Below are 17,906 nucleotides of genomic sequence, written 5' to 3' on the forward strand. Positions count from 1 at the left end.
GGTGGGGGGAGTTACCAATATCACAGCTAGTGCCGGGAAATTTACAAATTTCCATCCAGCCTAACAACAAACTTGTAAATGAGGTTGCTAGCACTCAGCAACTTAATCTTTTTACTCCTCTAGCCGGTCGCGCAGGTCGCGCAGCTGGCTCTGCAGGCCCGGCCACGCTGGGCATAGCGCCTCCAACCGACCTAGTACCCGCAAGGCGCCCCGGTCATCGCCAAGCATGCGCAGCATGGTGGCCCACCCCGAGAGAGCCCCAAAATGGCGCGGCTCCAGCCGCAGCGTTTCGCGCACATCGCGCAAGGAAGCATTGTACTCGCCCCGCAGATAATAGGCAGTGGCGCGTTTGTTCCAGCCCTCTGCATACTGCGGGCTGGCTTCAATAAGGGCATTAAACTCGCTGATGGCCGTGCTGTAGTTATCCGCTGCCAGGTACCGCATGCCGGCTTCTAGGTGCTTATCGAGCACCAAGTTGCCGGTAGTAAGCCAAATCTGCCAGATACCTTCCTGCAGCACCTCAATTTCGGCGGGCGTTGTGGCCTCCCGTAGGCGGGCAAATAAGTCGTCGAGGGAGTCCAAGTAGTAAAGTTATGAAGGGTGAAGTTGTGCGTTTTACGCACGGTTAGCGCCAGTGGTGCAGTCAATGATACTAAATCGGCTACTTACCTGCTACAGTGTTTCACAAGTTCACCCTTCACCAGTTCACTCTTAAAAAAGGGCCGCCGCCACCCGCCGGATGCTCTCCGATTTTCCCATACTATAGTAGTGCAAACAGGGCACACCATGGGCCATCAGCTCTTTGCTTTGGTTGATACACCACTCAATCCCGATTTCGCGGGCTGCATTGTTATCCGGCGCTAGGTGCACCGCATCGGCCAGCTCTTCCGGAAGGTTCAGGTAGAAAGAGCGCGGCAGCATGCTCAGCTGGCTTTTAGTGGTAAGTGGCTTCAGGCCAGGAATAATAGGAACCGTGATGCCCGCTTCCCGGCAGCGCTTCTCAAAGTTGAAAAACTGCTCGTTGTCGAAGAACATTTGGGTCACGATGTAGTCGGCGCCGCGGTCTACTTTGTGCTTAAGGTAGCGCAAGTCCGCCGCATAGTTCGGCGACTCAAAGTGCTTCTCAGGGTAGCCCGCCGTCCCGATGCAGAAGTTAGTGGCCCAGGTATCGTCCTGCTCCTCATCCAGATACGCGCCTTTATTCAAGTCAGCCACCTGCCCGATGAGGTCGGCCGCGTAGGCATGCCCGTCGGGGTCCGGCTTGAAATGGCCTTCCGACTTGATTGGGTCGCCACGCAGGGCTAGCACGTTGTCAATGCCCAGGAAGTGCAGGTCAATCAGTGCGTTTTCAGTTTCCTCCTTCGAGAAGCCCCCGCAGATGAGGTGGGGCACGGTATCTACATCGAAGCGGTTTTTGATGGCCGCGCATATGCCTACTGTGCCGGGGCGCTTGCGCACGGTTTTCTTCTCCAGAAACCCGTTGGGGTGCTGGCGGTACACGTACTCCTCGCGGTGGTACGTCACATCAATAAACGGCGGCTTGAACTCCATCAGGGGCTCAATGTTCGAGAACAGGTTCTGGATGTTCTCGCCCTTCTTCGGGGGCAGTACCTCGAAGGAAAACAGCGTCTTGCCGTCGGCGCGGGTCAGGTGTTCGGTTACTTTCATATAGAGCACCAGCGGGTGGCTAGTGAGTCGAGGGAGTAGTAATCTAAACTCCCCTCCTCAGATGAGGAGGGGCTGGAGGTGATTGAAGCGGCCTAGATTGATAACTAGCCTTAGTTACTAGCTCTAGTTTTTCAACCACCCCTAGCCCCTCCTCAGCTGAGGAGGGGAACTAGTTTTAGTGGCCTACAGCGCCGTTACGGGCACGCTGGCCGGGTCGTAGTTTAGGTTGGGGGCCAGCCAGCGCTCTAGCTCTGGCAACGGCATGTTCTTGCGCTCCGCAATGTCCTCTACCTGATCCTTGCCGATGCGGCCGAGGCCGAAGTAGCGGGAATCGGGGTGGGCATAGTAGAGGCCGCTTACCGAGGAGGCCGGATACATGGCTAGGTTCTCGGTGAGACGGATGCCGGTGGCGTTTTCCGCGTCGAGCAGTTCAAACAGGGTGATTTTCTCGGTGTGGTCGGGGCAGCCGGGATAGCCGGGCGCCGGGCGCACACCTTTGTATTTCTCCTGAATGAGGTCTTCGTTGGAAAGGTTCTCGGCTGGGTCGTAGCCCCAGAACTCTTCGCGCACGCGCTGGTGCAGGCGCTCCGCAAACGCCTCGGCGAGGCGGTCGGCCAGGGCTTTCACCATGATGCTGGAGTAGTCGTCGTGCTCCTGCTCGTACTTCTCCAGCAGCTTCTCGATGCCTAGGCCAGCCGTTACGGCAAACCCACCGATATAATCTTCACGACCGGTTTCCTTGGGTGCCACAAAGTCAGAGAAGGCCAAGTTGGGTACGCCGGGTGCTTTCTCGCTCTGCTGGCGCAGAGTGAAGAACTCGGTCTGAATTTCCTGGCGGGTGTCGTCCTTGAAGATCTGGATGGTATCGTAGCCTACGGTGTTAGCGGGCCAGAAACCGATAACGGCGCGGGCCGTTAGTAGCTTCTCGTCGATGATTTGCTTGAGCAGCTTCTGGGCGTCGTTGAAGAGTTGGGTGGCAGCTTCGCCCACGTTCTCATCGGTGAGAATTCGGGGGTAGCGGCCCTTCAGCTCCCAGGTCTGGAAGAAGGGCGTCCAGTCGATGTATTCGGCCAGTTCAGCTAACGGGTAGTCTTCTAGGGTTTTGGTGCCCAGGAAGCTCGGCTTTACTATGCGGCTGGTGTCCCAGTCAGCCTTGAACCCGTTTTCGCGGGCGGCTTCAATGGTCAGGTAGTTTTTATCACGCTGGCGGCCGGCGTAGTCCTCGCGGAGTTGGCGGTACTCCTCGCGCACGGTGCGGGCGTATTCCACATCGGCGGAGCCTAGTAAGGCTGCAGCCACGCCTACGGAGCGAGAGGCATCGTTTACGTGTACTACCGGACCGGAGTAGTTAGGCGCGATTTTCACGGCGGCGTGCAGGCGAGAAGTAGTGGCGCCGCCAATGAGCAGCGGGGTTTTGAGGCCGCGCTTTTCCATTTCTTGAGCTACGTACACCATTTCATCCAGCGAGGGCGTGATCAGGCCGCTCAGGCCAATCACGTCTACTTGCTGCTTGGCGGCTTCGTCTAGGATTTTCTCCAAAGACACCATCACACCCAGGTCCACGATGTCGAAATTGTTGCAAGCCAGTACCACGCCCACGATGTTCTTACCGATGTCGTGTACGTCACCTTTCACGGTGGCTAACAAGATTTTACCAGCCGTTTGCCGGTCGCCGCTTTGCTTGTCGGCCAATAGGTAAGGCTCCAGGTAGGCCACGGCCTTCTTCATTACGCGGGCTGATTTTACCACCTGAGGCAGGAACATTTTGCCGGCGCCAAACAGGTCACCGACTACGTTCATGCCGGCCATCAGCGGGCCTTCAATCACTTCGAGTGGCCTAGCAACCTGCTGGCGCACTTCCTCGGTGTCTTGGTCGATGAACTCGGTAATGCCTTTTACTAGCGCGTGCTGTAGACGCTCCTTCACCGGCAGGCTGCGCCAGGCGTCGGCTACTACCTCCACTTTGTCCTTCTGCTTCACCGTGTCGGCAAAGTCTACGAGGCGCTCAGTGGCGTCGGGGCGACGGTTCAGCAGCACGTCTTCCACCAACTCCAACAGATCCTTGGGCACTTCATCGTACACCGCCAGCTGACTTGGATTTACAATGCCCATGTCGAGGCCGGCCTGAATGGCGTGGTAGAGGAAGGCCGAGTGCATAGCCTCGCGCACTACGTCGTTGCCGCGGTAGGAGAAGCTGATATTGCTGACGCCACCACTGGTGAGGGCGCCGGGCAGGTGTTGCTTGATCCAGCGGACAGCCTCGATGAAGTCCAGCGCGTAATTGCGGTGCTCCTCCATGCCGGTGCCCACGGTCAGGATGTTGGGGTCGAAGATGATGTCCTCGGCTGGGAAACCCACTTCGTTCACCAGGATGTCGTAGCTGCGCTGACAGATTTCGATGCGCTTCTCCAGTGTGTCGGCCTGGCCCTTCTCATCGAAAGCCATAACCACCACGGCGGCGCCGTACTGGCGCACGGTGCGGGCCCGCTCCTTGAAGGTTTCTTCGCCTTCTTTAAGCGAAATGGAGTTGACGATACTCTTGCCCTGCACGCACTTAAGGCCGGCTTCCAGCACGCTCCACTTCGAGGAGTCAATCATGATCGGCACCCGCGAAATGTCGGGCTCCGAGGCAATCAGGTTCAGGAACGTGGTCATGGCCTGCTCCGAGTCGAGCATGCCTTCGTCCATGTTCACGTCGATGACTTGGGCGCCACCCTCTACTTGGTCGCGGGCTACTTGCAGGGCGGCTTCGTAGTTGCCGGTCCGGATGAGGCGGGCGAAGGCGCGGGAACCCGTCACGTTGCACCGCTCACCCACGTTTACAAACAGGCTTTCGGGATAAATGCCGAAGGGCTCTAGGCCACTCAGGCGGGTAGCTTTGGGTAGCTCGGGCAGCTTGCGTGGCTCGTACTTTTCCGCCAGACGGGCCAGCTCACCGATGTGCTGGGGTGTGGTGCCACAACAGCCACCTACCACCGTCACGAGACCTTCCTTGAGGTAGTTTTCCACTACCCCCGCAAATTCCTGAGCCGACTCATCATAGCCACCAAAGGCGTTGGGCAAACCGGCATTCGGGTACGCCGAAATATGCACATCCGCAATGCGGCTTAGCTCCTTTATATACACTTGCAGTTGATCAGCGCCGAGGGCGCAGTTCAGGCCCACGCTCAACAGGGGCAAGTGACGAATCGAGTTCCAGAAGGCCTCTACCGTTTGCCCCGAGAGGGTGCGGCCGGAAGCATCGGTAATAGTACCCGAAATCATGACGGGCACCACGCGGCCACCTTCGTCGAAGAACTTCTGCACGGCGTACAGTGCAGCTTTAGCGTTCAGCGTGTCGAAGATGGTTTCGATGAGCAGGGCATCGGAACCACCATCAATGAGGCCGCGCACCTGCTCGTGGTAGGCAGTGGCCAGCTCATCGAACGTCACGGCCCGGAAGCCGGGGCGGTTCACGTCGGGGGAGAGGCTAGCGGTGCGGTTAGTGGGCCCGATGGCGCCGGCCACAAAGCGAGGCTTGTCAGGGTTTTGGGCCGTAAACTCGTCGGCTACTTCCTTGGCTATGCGCGCCGACTCGTAGTTGAGTTCGTACACGATATCCTCCAAAGCGTAATCGGCCTGCGCGATGGTGGTGCCGCTGAACGTGTTGGTTTCCACCATATCAGCGCCGGCCGCGAAGTAGTCAGCGTGGATGCCTTTGATGATATCGGGCCGGGTGATGCTGAGTAGGTCGTTGTTACCGCGCAGAGGCTTGGGGTGGTCAGCGAAGCGGGTGCCCCGGAAATCATCCTCAGTCAGCGTGTGACGCTGAATCATGGTGCCCATGGCGCCATCCAAAATCAGGACGCGCTTGGCAAGAATATCGTGGAGCGGGGAGGTGGTGACGGTCGGCATATCGGCTCTTCAAGTAAATCGGCAACGAAAAAGTGCCTATCCAGAAAGAGCCGCGTGGAGGCGCGAGTCCTGTACTTATCTTCTTCCAACGCATACAAGCTGCATTGAAACGGGAGTTAGCACCTTGTGTTAAGTCAGGTTGCTAAGACGTCATAGGGCCCAATCCCTCGGTCTTTCTGGATAAGTAACACAGCGAAGATACAACCAGATTCTTCAAATTTCAATTCTGATGGCTGAAGGAGTGGCCTAGGCCAGCAGGTTTTAGCGTGGAGCAGGCCTAGAACAAAATCGTTGTCATGCTTGATCTGGCGTCCGCGTAGTCGAAGCATCTTTACCGCTTCGTCGCAGTTCTAGGCCAGTAGTTAGCCAGAGGTAGAGAGGCTTCGACTACGCGGACGCCAGATCAAGCAGCACAGTATAGTAGAGCGTGATAAATGCTGATAATTCGTTGCGCTCTGCCTAACGATATATCAGCATTTATCACGCTCTACTATATAGGCCTGGCAGAATGGTTCGTTGAACAGGAGAGGCGGGCTCGTTGAATAAACTTTGCGCCGCCTGATTTTCTGTTCATCTTATGGTCAATGCGTTAACAACTTATTGCTGCTATGATTCTATCTAGTCTTTATAAGAAAGCTCTAACCGCTGGTTTGCTGCTTGTAAGTGGCCTAGCGCTAGCCCAGCACCAGCCCGGCACAGGCCTACGCGGGCAGTACTACGAGGGCAAGAACTTCGAGAAGCTGGTACTGACGCGCACTGACCCAGGCATCGACTTCAACTGGACCATCGGGCCTACCGGCGACCATTTTGTATCACCGGGCCCGGGGGTGCCGGGCGAATACTTCTCCGTGCGCTGGGCGGGCCACATTTACGCGCCCGTAACGGGCCTGTACACCTTCCAGATTGCAACCGATGATGGTATGCGCGTTTGGATAGGCGGGAAGAAGGTGCTGGATTCGTGGCGCGACCAGCCCGCTACTACCTCTGTTGCGCACCTAAAGATGAAGTCGGGCGGCTACTACGCGGTGCGCGTGGAGTATTACCAGAGCGACCGGGATTCGAAGGCGCAATTAGCTTGGCAGCTGCCGAATACAACCGATGAGCCTCAGCCCATTCCGACAGATAATCTGTACCAGAGGCTACCTAGTAACGTGCTAGTGCTGATAGAAGCCGCGCCATCCAAACCTAAAGCCATTGCAGCGCTGGCTCCTACTCCAGCACCGGCAGCCCCTCAAGCGCTAGCTCCCAAAGCGGTAGTAAAGCCCGCTGCTGCAGTAGTGCCACGGGTGGCGCGCCGCACTAGGCCAGTAGCACTGCCAAAGCCTGCGCCCGCCAAACCACTTGCTCCTGATACCGTTGCCAACGAATTGCCCGACTTGACGGCGCTCAGCAAAGGAGCCGCCGTGACGCTGCCCAACCTCTACTTCACCCAAAGTACGGCGGCCTTGCTGCCCTCTTCGCGCCCAACACTGAATGCCCTGGCCCGCACTCTGCGCCAGCAACCCGCCATGCGACTGGAAATAGCCGGCCACACCGATAACGTAGGCGAAGCGGCCCTGAACCTGCGCCTCTCCGAGCAGCGGGCCCGCGTGGTGCGGCAGTATCTGGTGCAGCAGGGTATTGATTCCGTGCGGCTTACAGCCCGTGGCTACGGGGGCGCTAGGCCAGTAGCCGACAACCGCGACCCGCAGCAGCGCCCTCGCAACCGTCGGGTGGAAGTAATGGTGCAATAGCGCACTTGCGCTTCGGCAGCCCGCTGCATACGGGCGCTAGCAGGACCTAGGCCACTTGCGAGCTTACTTGGTTATCGGGAGCAAGGCGAAAAAAATATAGCTAAACGAAAACATATATGTAGCAACACCAGTTACAGTTCGCGAATCGGCATGGAGCTGATTCCCAAACTTTGTTTTGCTATGAATCACACTCCCCATCTTTTCTCGCCTGTACAAGTAGGCGCGCTTACTCTGCCCAACCGCTTTGCTATGGCCCCCATGACGCGGAGCCGCGCCACCAATGAGGCCACCGTACCCACGGAGTCGGTGGTAAAATACTACGTGCAGCGCGCCTCGGCCGGCCTGATTATCACGGAAGGTTCGCAGGTGTCGCCCCAGGGCGTGGGCTATATCAACACCCCCGGCATCTACTCCGAGGAGCAGGTAGCTGGCTGGAAAAAAGTAACCGATGCCGTGCACGCCGCCGGAGGCCGCATTTTCATCCAGCTCTGGCACGTAGGCCGCGTATCACACCCGTTCTTCCACAATGGTGAGCTGCCCGTAGCTCCCTCGGCCATTAAGCCCGAAGGTGCCAAAGCCTTCACGGGTCAAGGCTTCGAAGACGTGCCTACGCCACGCGCGTTGGATCTGAGCGAAATCCCAGGCGTAGTAGACCAGTTCCGTCAGGCCGCTCGCAACGCTAAGTTGGCCGGCTTCGATGGCGCTGAAATCCACGGGGCCAATGGCTACTTGCTCGACCAGTTCATTCAGGACGGCTCTAACCAGCGCACCGACGAGTACGGCGGCAGCCTGGAAAACCGCACCCGCTTCGTGAAAGAAGTAGTGCAGGCTGTAATAGGTGAGTTGGGTGCCGACCGCGTGGGCATTCGCCTGTCGCCCCAGGGCAGCGCCAGCATCAAGGACTCGGACCCGGTAAAAACCTTCAGTTATGTTACGGAGCAGCTCAACCAGTTCAACCTGGCCTACCTGCACGTAATTGAGGCGCTACCCGGTCATCCTATGGCTCAGCCTAGCGTACCGGCCGTAGCCGCGCACCTGCGCAAAATCTTCAAGGGCACCTTTATCCTGAACGGTGGCTACACCCAGGAAACCGCCGAAGAAGCGCTGGCCAACAACGAAGCCGACGTTATTGCTTTCGGCGTACCGTTCATTGCCAACCCCGACCTAGTGGAGCGTTTCCGCATCGGGGCTGCCCTCAATACCCCTGACCCCAGCACGTTCTACGTGCCCGGCGACAAAGGCTACATCGACTACCCCTCCCTCCAAGACCAAGGCGTAGATGTGAAAGAGCCCGTTGATTATCAGAACAACTAACTGAACTGGCCTAGGCCAGTCTGATTTACGGAAACCCGTCTCGGCGCAAGCAGGGGCGGGTTTTTGCTTTATGAAAAATTGTATGCCTCATAAGGCCGTCATGTAGAGCTTGGCGAGACATCTCGCGTGCTGACTTTCCCATACTATCTGTCATGCTTGATCTGGCGTCCGCTTGTCGAAGCATCTTTACCTCTGGCTAATCCAACTGGCCTAGCGAAGCGGGAGAGATATTTCGGCAAGCTCAGCATGACGGTCTTTGTAACCAAGGGCACTAGGTTGAATGGAACGACTACCCTAGTAAGCCAATGCTTTAGCTGTCGAGGCCGAAATCTGCGTAAGCAGAAACCTCAACTATATCCCACTACGCCGATGGCCGCTAAGAAAACTTCTGCCTCTTCAGATTCTGCTAAGCCTGCTTCCAAGGCTGCAACCACCAAAAAGTCTGCTGCTACGCCTGCCGCCAAGAAAGCATCGGCTGCGGCCTCTGCGGCCCCCAAACCTGTGAAGCGGCCTACGGCTAAGGAGATGAAGGAACACGCGCAAAAGTTGCCCTACCCCGGCAAGCAAGCCGATATGAAGCTGCAGCCCGCCATGAGCTTCTCCACTTACAGAGCCGCCGGCAAGCTGCAAGACAAAATTGCCCTCATAACCGGCGCCGATTCGGGCATCGGGCGGGCGGTGGCAGTAGCATTTGCCATGGAAGGCGCCAACGTGGCGGTGCTCTATAACGAAAACACCGTGGATGCCGAGGAAACTAAGCGCCTCGTGGAAGCCCAAAACCGCCAGTGCCTGCTGCTGCAGCTAGATGTGCGCGACCCCGAGCAGTGCAAACAAGCCGTGCGCCTGACGCGCAAAGAGCTGGGCGGCCTCAACATCCTCGTCAACAACGCGGCCTTCCAGATGAGCGCCGAAAAGTTCGAGGACATACCTGAGGAGCAAATCCGGCGCACTTTCGATACCAACATTCTCGGCTATATCTGGATGGCCCAAGCCGCCATTCCGCACCTCAAGAAAGACGACTGTATTATCAATACGGGTAGCATCGTAGGCCTTACCGGCATCCCAATTCTGGTGGATTACGCCAGCTCCAAGTCGGCTATTCATGCCCTTACCAAAAGCCTGGCTACCTACCTCGGCGAGCGGGGCATCCGGGTGAACTGCGTAGTGCCCGGCCCCGTCTGGACGCCCAACATTCCCGGAACTATGCCCCGCGAGGAAATCGAGAAGTTTGGCTATGAAGTGGCCCTAGCTCGCCCCGGTCAGCCCGAGGAGCTGGCGCCCGCTTACGTGCTGCTGGCCTCCCAAGATGGCTCCTTCATGACGGGCTCCTTGGTGCACGTAACGGGCGGCAAGATGAGCAGCGACCAGTAGGATAGATAATGAGGATACACTAGGTGTGGCCTCGCGCCCATGAGTGAGACCGTCCTGCTTGATCTGGCGTCCACTTGTCGAAGCATCTCTACCGGTTCGTCGCTGTTCTAGGCCAGTTGATTGGCCAGAGGTAGAGATGCTTCGACTACGCGGACGCCAGATCAAGCGTGACGGTCTTTTTTGCTAACCTAGACATGATTCATAAAAGCGCCTTCTCTGCTCAGGAAAGGCGCTTTTATTGTTCAGCTAAAACATTCGACTGGCCTAGCTCGTCAGTATAGCAGTAGCCCTTGTATCTCACGGCTGATTCTACTTCCCATGGCTTCCCCTCACTATCCCGAAGGCACCGTGCGCGCCCTGCTCCAAACCGACCTGGTGACGGAAGCTACCCGCGCGGCCCTATTACCCCGCCTCGACAACGCGCCCTATACGCCTCAGTTCTTCGATGCTGCTACCTACGAGTTGCTGCGCGCCGTAGCGGCCCGCATCTACCCGCAACCCGACCGTGCGGAGCCGATTGAGCTAGCCCCAGTGGTCGATAAACGCCTGGCCGAAGGCGACTCCGACGGGTGGCGCTACGATGTCATGCCCCCCGACCGCGAAGCGTACCGCCTAGGCCTAGGTGGCATCAACCAAGCGGCGCAGGCACAGTTTCAGCGGCTGTTTACGGAACTCACAGAAGCCGAGCAAGACCAGGTTATTGAGGCCGTAGCTCTGGCCAATGCTCCCGGCGAAAACTGGCAACAGCTCCCGGTTACCCGCTTTTTTGAGGAATTGCTGGCTGAGCTAACGGAGGCCTACTACTCACACCCCTTAGCCCAGGAAGAAATTGGGTATGTGGGCATGGCCGACGTGCCGGGCTGGACCCACATCGAGCCCAACCAGCTAGATGCCCGCGAGCCGGAAGCGGTGAAATAGAGCACTGGCTGAATAGCGAGTTTGGCGCTTTGTAAAGCTGCTAATTCAGCCGCTCACAGTTTATCATTTCACCACCCACTATTGCACTTTATGCCTGACGAAGAAGTAGCCGAAGAAGGCGTGCTGAACCCGGTAAAGCCCGAAATTCAGGACCCTTTGCTCAAAAGCATACTAGCCGATAACGAAGCTGCGCCAGCAGAAGCACCTATTGAATTAGAACAGCCCGCCCCGCTTCCTGACACAGAACATGAAGTAGATTGTGTCGTGATTGGTACTGGCGCCGGCGGTGCGCCCTTGCTGGCGCGCCTAGCCATGGCTGGTCTAAAAGTGGTTGCGCTGGAAGCCGGACCTAGGCGCGACCCCACCAAGGACTACGCCACCGACGAAAAGGCCCAGCACTTCCTGTTTTGGAACGATGAGCGCCTGTCGGCCGGCCAGAACCCGGTTTCGTTTGGCAACAACAACTCCGGTACTGGCGTGGGTGGCTCTACGCTGCATTATACTGCCTATACGCCGCGTGCCCACCGCGGCGACTTGCAGTTGTTCACCGATTTTGGAAAGGGTGTCGACTGGCCTTTCGGGATTGAGGAGTTGGAGCCTTACTACGAGGAGCTGGAACACTTCCTGGGCATCAGTGGGCCCACACCGTACCCCTGGGATGCCAAGCGCCGCAAAGGCTACCCGCTGGCTCCGTTGCCGCTCAATGGCGCGGCGCTGCTCATGCAGAAAGCGTGTGCTGGCCTAGGAATTAAAACGTCGCCAGCTGCTAACGCGGCACTATCGGCGCGTTACTACCAAGAGAGTATTGGCTGGCGCGAGGCGTGCACCAACCGGGGCTTTTGCCAGGCCGGCTGCAACCGCGGTGCCAAAGCCAGCATGGACGTTACCTTCCTGCCCTTGGCCGAAAGCTATGGTGCTGAAATCCGGGCTGATGCTTTCGTGACGGAGATTGAGCGCGATGCTAAGGGCCGCGTAAAGGCGGTTGTCTACACCCAGAACGGTGAGCAAAAGCGCCAGCGCTGCCGCCATCTGTTCCTGTGTGCCGGAGCCGTAGAAACGCCGCGGTTGCTGCTGCTCAACGAGCTAGCTCTTACTAGCGGACAAGTCGGCAAGAACTTCATGGCTCACCCTGGTATCCAGGTGTGGGGTACATTCAACGAAGACATCCGTCCCTACAAGGGCATTCCCGGCGGGCTTATTTCCGAGGATACGCACCGGCCTAGCGACGCTGATTTTGCCGGCGGCTACCTGCTGCAAAGCATTGGGGTGATGCCCGTCACGTTTGCCTCCCAAATGGTGCGCAAGCGCAAGCTTTGGGGCCAGCCGCTGCGTGAGTATATGCGCACGTACAACAACACGGCCGGCATCAATATCCTCGGCGATTGTCTGCCCCACGAGGCCAATTTTCTGGAGTTAGCCGAAGAGAAAGACGCCCGCGGCCTACCCAAACCGCGCGTGCACTTCACGGCTCAGGAAAACGAGCAGCGCATGAATGCCCACGCCGAAAAGCTGATGCGTCAGATTTGGGAAGCCGCCGGCGCCCGCGACATCTGGGCGATTGAGCGCTATGCGCACACCATAGGTACCGCCCGCATGGGCCTTTCCGGCGACGATGCCGTAGTAAATGCTGACGGTCGTGCCTTCGATGTGCCCAACCTCTACATCTGCGACAACTCCGTCTTCCCCAGCGCCCTCAGCGTCAACCCAGCTCTCACCATCATGGCCCTCAGCCTGCGCACCGCCGATAAATTCCTGGCCGCTCAGCAACGGCTGGATGGGTAGCAAAACAGAACGTCAGCTCCCCTCCTCAGATGATTTCGCGCATCAAGCGGCGAGGGGCTGGGGGTGGTTGATAGTTGTTAGAACAATTTTCACCACCGCTTTTCTCCTCCATCAACTAGCAATACTAAACAGAAAGCCAGCACCGTGGTCAACCACCCCCAGCCCCTCCTCATCTGAGGAGGGGAGCTGACGTTCACCTCTCTTCCTTCATGGCCAAAAGCTTCCTAACGCACATAAAAAACACCTTCGGCGACGGCCTCTATGAGGGCGACGAGTATGGAGGAGCGGCCGGTCATGACGGGAGTGGCCTACCGACTAATAGCCCGGGCAACTTCATGTTTGCCACCGGCATCGAGTGCTCTTACCCCACTATTGCCAACGGTACCATTCGGCGCGACTTGCTGGCCGAAACCGACCACTACAATCGGTACAAGGAAGACCTAGCCCTAGTAAAGGAAATGGGCCTGAAGGTGCTGCGCTACAACCTGCCGTACTACCTGATTCATAAAGCGCCGGGCAAGTTCGATTGGGAGTTTGCCGACAAAGCCATGGCCGAAATTCAGCGCCTGGGTATCACGCCCATTTTGGACCTGATGCACTTTGGCGTACCCGACTGGATTGGCAACTTCCAGAACCCTGAGCTGCCCGTGCACTTCGCCGAGTACTGCGGAGCCGTAGCCCGGCGCTATCCCTGGGTGCGCTTCTACACGCCCGTAAACGAGATATATGTAACGGCCCGGGCATCGGCTAAAGATGGCATCTGGAACGAGCAGCTCAAAGACGACCGGGCCTTCATCACGGCCATGAAGCACATCACGGCGGCCAGCATTATGGGCAATCAGCAGATTGCCAAGTATCGCCCCGATTGCATCATTGTGCAAAGCGAATCGGCGGAGTACATCCACGAGATGCGCGCCGTGCCTACCCCGGAAATCTGCCTGATCAACAAGCTGCGCTTCCTGTCTTTGGATTTGCTCTATGCCCATCCCTTGGATTCAGAAGTGCTGCTCTACTGCCTCGATAACGGCATGACGCGCCAAGAGCTCGACTGGTTTATGGCCGGCGAGCCGCCCGGCTACCAAATCATGGGCAACGACTACTACGGCCGCAACGAACGGATTATCAAGCCCAACGGCGACTGGTGCGCTGCCGAAGACGTGCTGGGTTGGTACACCATGACGCGCCAGTACTACGAGCGTTACCGCAAACCCGTGTTCCATACCGAAACCAACACCTTCAACGCCAAAGACGCCGAGTGCTGGCTCTGGAAGCAGTGGGTAAACGTGCAGCGCATCCGCCAAGACGGCGTGCCGGTCGTTGGCTTCACGTGGTACAGCCTCCTCGATCAGCTCGACTGGGACATCAGCCTCGCTGAAAAGCGGCTCAGTGTCAATGCCTGCGGCCTCTACGACCTCGACCGCAACATCCGCCCGGTAGGGGAGAGCTACAAGATGATGATCCGCGAGTTCGGCCAAATCACCATCATGCCCCACGGCGAAATGTTCGAATTCACCTCCCGCCCCGCCACTCTGAAGGTAGAGAAGTAAGATTGGCCTAGCTTGGTAACTAGAAGCTAGTATTTAAGAAGCTCCCCTCCTCAGATGAGGAGGGGTTGGGGGTGGTTGAAGTGGCCTAGAACGACCACGTTATAACGTCCCATTGGCCCGTCATGCTGAGCGCAGTCGAAGCATCTCTAACGCTTCGCTAGGCCAGTAGGCTCACCAGAGATAGAGATGCTTCGACAAGCTCAGCATGACGTTCCTTATAAACAACGATTATCAACCACCCCCAACCCCTCCTCATCTGAGGAGGGGAGCTTCGGTCTTGTCGTAATGCTTACTAGGCCATTCTTAGCGCTAAAGCGCCCGTATTCGTTGAGCAAAACTAGCTGCGAACCCCCTGCTAGGCCACGTTTGTTGATAAACAACTATTCTTATATAAGGTAGGATTAATTCTTTGCGTTAGATTATGTAGGTTGGTGTCGATTCCTGATTCTCTACCCTACTACCTCTCTGACTATGAAGCTAATTACTCCCCTAGGCCACGCGTTGGGTTGGAGCGCGGCCTTCCTGCTGACCCTGGGCGCTTGTAGCCCCAAGGCTACCTCAGTGGCCAGCACCAGCGCCACCCCGCCGCCCACCGCCGAAGCAGCGCCAGCCCAGCCCGCTGTCTCGTCGTTTCAGATTCCAGTAGAGTATTACACGCTACCAAATGGCCTGAAGGTGGTACTCTCGCCCGACCACACGGCCCCCACGGCTACGGTAGCGGCCTACTACAACATTGGGTTTCGGAATGAGCCCCGCAACCGCACCGGTTTTGCACATCTGTTTGAGCACCTGATGTTTCAGGGCTCGCAGAACCTAGGGAAGATGGAGTTTATTCAGCTCATTCAAAAGAATGGCGGCATCCTGAATGGCTCTACTCGCTTCGACTTCACCAACTACTTCGAGGTAGTGCCCGCCCACAAGCTCGAAACCATGCTCTGGGCGGAGGCCGACCGAATGCGGGGCCTCGCCATCAACCAGGCTAACCTCACGAACCAGCAAGGTGTAGTGAAAAACGAGGTGCGCGTAAATGTGCTCAACCAGCCCTACGGCGGCTTTCCGTGGCTGGATATGCCCCAGTACGCCAACAAAAACTGGAACAATGCCCACAACTTTTACGGCGACCTGAAAGACCTCGATGCCGCCACGCTGGAAGATGCGCAGCAGTTCTTCAAGACCTACTATGCGCCCAACAATGCCGCCCTGGCCGTAGTCGGTGACTTTGAGCCCGCCGAGGCCAAAGCGTGGGTAGAGAAGTACTTTGGCAACATTCCGGCCGTGACGCAGCCGCCCAAGCCGGACCTCACCGAGCCGCGCCAGGAAAAGGAGCAACGCTTCACCAAGGATGACAAGCTAGCCACCAAGCCGGCCCTGGCCTTCGCCTACCACATGCCAGAGCGCAACACGCCCGAGTACTACGCCCTCATCCTGCTCGACCAGATTTTGCTGCAAGGCAAAGACTCGCGCCTTTACCAAGCAATGGTGCAAAAGCGTGGCCTCACCGACGACGTAAGCGGCGGCATCAACTACCTCGGCAATGCCTTCAACTACGCCGGACCCATGCTCTGGATGGGCAACCTCGTGTACGACCAAACCGTGAAATCTGACTCCGTGGTGAGCGTGCTGGATCAGGAAATCAACCGCTTAACCAAAGGCGGCATCGACCAATCGACGCTGGATTTGGCCGTGGTGAAGCTCCGCTCCAACCTCTACGACCAGCTTTCCGGCTCCGATAACTTTGGCCGCGCCGATATGCTAGCCGCTTTTGCGCTGTTCGATAACGACCCTTCGCGCATCAACAAGCTGGAAGATGAGTTCCGCAAAATCACGCCTGAAGTGATGCAACGCACTATTCAGGAATATCTGCGCCCCACCAATCGCACGATTGTGGTAGTAAACCCACTGGCTAAAAGCTAACCCGACCTATGAAAACACTGTATCTCGGGTTGCTAAGCGCCGCCCTACTCTCCACTGGCCTAGAAGCCTCAGCTCAAAAGAAACCGGCCGCCAAACCAGCTACGGCAGCTAAGCCCGCGGCCGCGGCGCCGGTTGCCACAAAGCCCAAAGAAACGCCTCCACCCGGCGGTACGCCCCGCGACTTTGCCTTGCCCGCCAAGGAAGAGTTTGAGTTGCCGAATGGCTTGAAAGCCAAGCTGGTGCCCTACGGCCAAGTGCCCAAAGTCACGATGATGGTTTCCATTCAAGCAGGCAATGTACACGAAGCCGCCGACCAGGTAGGCGTAGCCGATTTGGTGGGCCGCCTCATGAATGAAGGCACTACGACCCTCAATGCCACCCAACTAGCCGATAAAGTAGCCCGAATGGGTGGCTCCCTCAACATCTCCGTGGGCCAGGATCAAACCAACATTTGGGCTTCCTGCCTCTCAGAGTATGCGCCGCAATTGGCTATGCTGCTGGACGATGTAGTGCAGCACCCCGCCTTGCCGGCCAGTGAGCTGCCTCGCATCAAGAGCGACTTTAAGCGCCAGATGAACCTAGCCCGTGCCCAACCCGGCACCCAGGCCCGCCAGAAGTTTACCGCTGCGCTCTACGGCAACCACCCCTACGGTAGGCCACTTCCCACCGATGCGGCCATCGACGCCCTCACGCTGGAACAGGTAAAAGCCTTCTACCAAAGCCAGTATGGTGCCCAGCGCACTAGCGTATACGTGGCCGGCAAGTTCGACCAAGCGGCTTTGCGCGACGCCATCACCAGAAGCTGGAGCGACTGGGCCAAAGGCCCCGTACCCCACATCGAAATTGCCAAAGCCCAAATCCGCCCCGATGTAATCACGCTGGACAGGCCTAGCGCGCCCCAATCCACTATCGTCATCGGGATGCCCGTAGTAGACCCCTCGCACCCCGACTACATGAAGGTGAGGGTGATGAACTCCCTGCTGGGTGGTTCTTTTGGCTCACGCATCACGCGCAACATCCGCGAAGACAAGGGCTACACCTACTCGCCCTATAGTTTCGTGGAGACGCATTATCGCGCCGGTAACTGGAGCCAGAACGCTGATGTAACGACCCAGGAAACTGGCAACTCACTCAAGGAAATCGTGTACGAGATTGAGCGCCTTCAGAAAACGCCTCCTACCCCAGAGGAGCTGGAAGGCATCCAGAACTATGAGTCGGGCCTGTTTGTGTTGCGCAACTCCACGCCCAGCGGCATCATCGGCCAGCTCAACACCCTAGACCTGCACGGCCTCCCCGACAGCTACCTCACCGAGCAGGTAAAGAACATTAATGCCGTAACGCCCCAGCAAGTCTCGGAAACCGCCCGCAAGTACGTCCGCCCCGAGGCCATGACCATTGTAGTAGTTGGCGACAAAAAGATCATCGACCCACAGATCAAGAAGTTTAAGGAAAGCCGGAAAAAGGCGTTGTAAACTAGAGCTAGAAAGTTAGTTCCCCTCCTCAGATGAGGAGGGCTAGGGGTGGTTGACTGGCCTAGAACGAACTGTGTATAACAACCCATTAGCCCGTCATGCTGAGCTTGCCGAAGCATCTCTACCTCTGGCTAACTAATGAACTAGAAACAATTCAACGAAGCGGTAGAGATGCTTTGACTCCGCTCAGCATGACAACGATTCTGTTCTAGGCCAGGTCAACCACCCCCAACCCCTCCTCATCTGAGGAGGGGAACTGATGTTCTCAGTATGATCTTAAAACAAACAGCCGC

General features: G+C 57.5%; 11 protein-coding genes and 1 riboswitch. Of the genes, 8 read left to right on the plus strand and 3 right to left on the minus strand.

Annotated features, from left to right (window positions below):
- Positions 1 to 111: 111 nt before the first annotated feature.
- The 3 genes from ACYVGU_RS14665 to metH form a co-directional block, all read right to left on the minus strand.
- Positions 112 to 582 carry a tetratricopeptide repeat protein gene (locus ACYVGU_RS14665; RefSeq protein WP_460622678.1) on the minus strand — a complete coding sequence of 157 codons (471 nt, stop codon included), beginning with the start codon at positions 580 to 582 and terminating at the stop codon, positions 112 to 114.
- A gap of 129 nt (positions 583 to 711) precedes the next feature.
- Entirely contained in the window at positions 712 to 1,668 is a 957-nt protein-coding gene (gene metF / locus ACYVGU_RS14670) for a methylenetetrahydrofolate reductase (protein WP_460613372.1), read from the minus strand.
- A gap of 183 nt (positions 1,669 to 1,851) precedes the next feature.
- Positions 1,852 to 5,562 carry a methionine synthase gene (metH, locus tag ACYVGU_RS14675; protein ID WP_460622679.1) on the minus strand — a complete coding sequence of 1,237 codons (3,711 nt, stop codon included), beginning with the start codon at positions 5,560 to 5,562 and terminating at the stop codon, positions 1,852 to 1,854.
- A gap of 72 nt (positions 5,563 to 5,634) precedes the next feature.
- Positions 5,635 to 5,749: riboswitch (SAM riboswitch) on the minus strand.
- Positions 5,750 to 6,170: 421 nt separating this feature from the next.
- Here metH and ACYVGU_RS14680 point away from each other — a divergent pair.
- The 8 genes from ACYVGU_RS14680 (at position 6,171) to ACYVGU_RS14715 (ending at position 17,613) form a co-directional block, all read left to right on the plus strand.
- Positions 6,171 to 7,295, plus strand: coding sequence for a PA14 domain-containing protein (locus ACYVGU_RS14680; RefSeq protein ID WP_460622680.1), 1,125 nt, complete (start codon positions 6,171 to 6,173; stop codon positions 7,293 to 7,295).
- Positions 7,296 to 7,475: 180 nt separating this feature from the next.
- A complete protein-coding gene (locus ACYVGU_RS14685) occupies positions 7,476 to 8,609 on the plus strand; it encodes an alkene reductase (RefSeq protein ID WP_460613375.1) in 1,134 nt (377 codons plus the stop codon).
- A gap of 369 nt (positions 8,610 to 8,978) precedes the next feature.
- Positions 8,979 to 9,980: a Rossmann-fold NAD(P)-binding domain-containing protein gene (locus ACYVGU_RS14690; protein ID WP_460622681.1), complete on the plus strand. Its 1,002-nt coding sequence runs from the start codon at positions 8,979 to 8,981 to the stop codon at positions 9,978 to 9,980.
- A gap of 318 nt (positions 9,981 to 10,298) precedes the next feature.
- Positions 10,299 to 10,898 (plus strand): gluconate 2-dehydrogenase subunit 3 family protein, encoded by a 600-nt coding sequence (locus tag ACYVGU_RS14695; RefSeq protein WP_460622682.1) that lies wholly within the window; start codon positions 10,299 to 10,301, stop codon positions 10,896 to 10,898.
- 90 nt (positions 10,899 to 10,988) lie between these two features.
- Positions 10,989 to 12,680: a GMC family oxidoreductase gene (locus ACYVGU_RS14700; RefSeq protein WP_460622683.1), complete on the plus strand. Its 1,692-nt coding sequence runs from the start codon at positions 10,989 to 10,991 to the stop codon at positions 12,678 to 12,680.
- A 209-nt stretch (positions 12,681 to 12,889) separates the two neighbouring features.
- The gene (locus ACYVGU_RS14705) at positions 12,890 to 14,227 is read left to right on the plus strand and encodes a glycoside hydrolase family 1 protein (RefSeq protein ID WP_460622684.1); all 1,338 of its coding nucleotides are present in this window, start codon (positions 12,890 to 12,892) and stop codon (positions 14,225 to 14,227) included.
- A 471-nt stretch (positions 14,228 to 14,698) separates the two neighbouring features.
- Positions 14,699 to 16,141 carry a M16 family metallopeptidase gene (locus tag ACYVGU_RS14710; protein ID WP_460622685.1) on the plus strand — a complete coding sequence of 481 codons (1,443 nt, stop codon included), beginning with the start codon at positions 14,699 to 14,701 and terminating at the stop codon, positions 16,139 to 16,141.
- Between the two features lie 8 nt (positions 16,142 to 16,149).
- Positions 16,150 to 17,613 (plus strand): M16 family metallopeptidase, encoded by a 1,464-nt coding sequence (locus tag ACYVGU_RS14715; RefSeq protein WP_460622686.1) that lies wholly within the window; start codon positions 16,150 to 16,152, stop codon positions 17,611 to 17,613.
- The last annotated feature ends 293 nt before the right edge of the window (positions 17,614 to 17,906 follow it).

It is taken from the genome of Hymenobacter tenuis (genome assembly GCF_054780495.1).

What these genes read in the sequence shown, in the direction of transcription:
- ACYVGU_RS14700 (WP_460622683.1), top strand. Translation starts at nt 10,989, where the DNA reads ATGCCTGACGAAGAAGTAGCCGAAGAAGGCGTGCTGAACCCGGTAAAG.
- metH (WP_460622679.1), bottom strand. Translation starts at nt 5,562, where the DNA reads ATGCCGACCGTCACCACCTCCCCGCTCCACGATATTCTTGCCAAGCGC.
- ACYVGU_RS14690 (WP_460622681.1), top strand. Translation starts at nt 8,979, where the DNA reads ATGGCCGCTAAGAAAACTTCTGCCTCTTCAGATTCTGCTAAGCCTGCT.
- metF (WP_460613372.1), bottom strand. Translation starts at nt 1,668, where the DNA reads ATGAAAGTAACCGAACACCTGACCCGCGCCGACGGCAAGACGCTGTTT.
- ACYVGU_RS14695 (WP_460622682.1), top strand. Translation starts at nt 10,299, where the DNA reads ATGGCTTCCCCTCACTATCCCGAAGGCACCGTGCGCGCCCTGCTCCAA.
- ACYVGU_RS14685 (WP_460613375.1), top strand. Translation starts at nt 7,476, where the DNA reads ATGAATCACACTCCCCATCTTTTCTCGCCTGTACAAGTAGGCGCGCTT.
- ACYVGU_RS14710 (WP_460622685.1), top strand. Translation starts at nt 14,699, where the DNA reads ATGAAGCTAATTACTCCCCTAGGCCACGCGTTGGGTTGGAGCGCGGCC.
- ACYVGU_RS14715 (WP_460622686.1), top strand. Translation starts at nt 16,150, where the DNA reads ATGAAAACACTGTATCTCGGGTTGCTAAGCGCCGCCCTACTCTCCACT.
- ACYVGU_RS14705 (WP_460622684.1), top strand. Translation starts at nt 12,890, where the DNA reads ATGGCCAAAAGCTTCCTAACGCACATAAAAAACACCTTCGGCGACGGC.
- ACYVGU_RS14680 (WP_460622680.1), top strand. Translation starts at nt 6,171, where the DNA reads ATGATTCTATCTAGTCTTTATAAGAAAGCTCTAACCGCTGGTTTGCTG.